The 536-nt window shown below is 61.8% G+C and carries 1 pseudogene; it reads right to left on the bottom strand.

What is annotated here, in order from left to right:
- Positions 1-536: pseudogene (locus ACW4TB_RS27520) on the bottom strand (hypothetical protein); the annotation flags it as partial.

Here is a 536-nt window from a genome sequence, read left to right as displayed (position 1 = left end):
CCGCCAGCGTCATAACTGAAGCGCCGGGTCAGGTTGTCCACCCGCACTTCTTCACTCAGGCGGTCCGAGGCGTCATAGGCAAAGCGGTAGGCTGCGCTGTTCTCGTTGACCAGGGCGGTCAGGCGCAGCGCTTTGTCGTACTCGTAGCGAACCCACTGCCCTTTGGCATCCTGGCGGCTGCTGGGCAAACCGCGCGACGTACGCTGCAGCCGTGTGGTCTGGCCTTTGCCGTCGGTGTGGGTGAGCACTTGGCCAAGGGTGTTGTAGGTGAAGCTCTCTGCTGTGCCGTCCGGGTGGTGGATGCACAGCACTTCACCATCCGGCTTGCGCTCCAGCGTGGTGGTCTGGTTCAGCGCGTCGGTGACGGCTATCAGGTGCTGACGCTCGTCATAGCGGTAGTACGTACTCTTGCCCGAGCAGTCTTCAAAGCGCTCGACCTGGGCGTAGGCGTTCCACCACAGGTACTTGGACTTGAAGTTCGCATCGATGATCGTGTGCGGCAGGCCATCCTCACCGTTGAGGTACTCGGTCTTGTG

The organism is Lelliottia jeotgali, from assembly GCF_977070485.1.
This window is presented reverse-complemented; position numbering and strand designations above follow the sequence as displayed.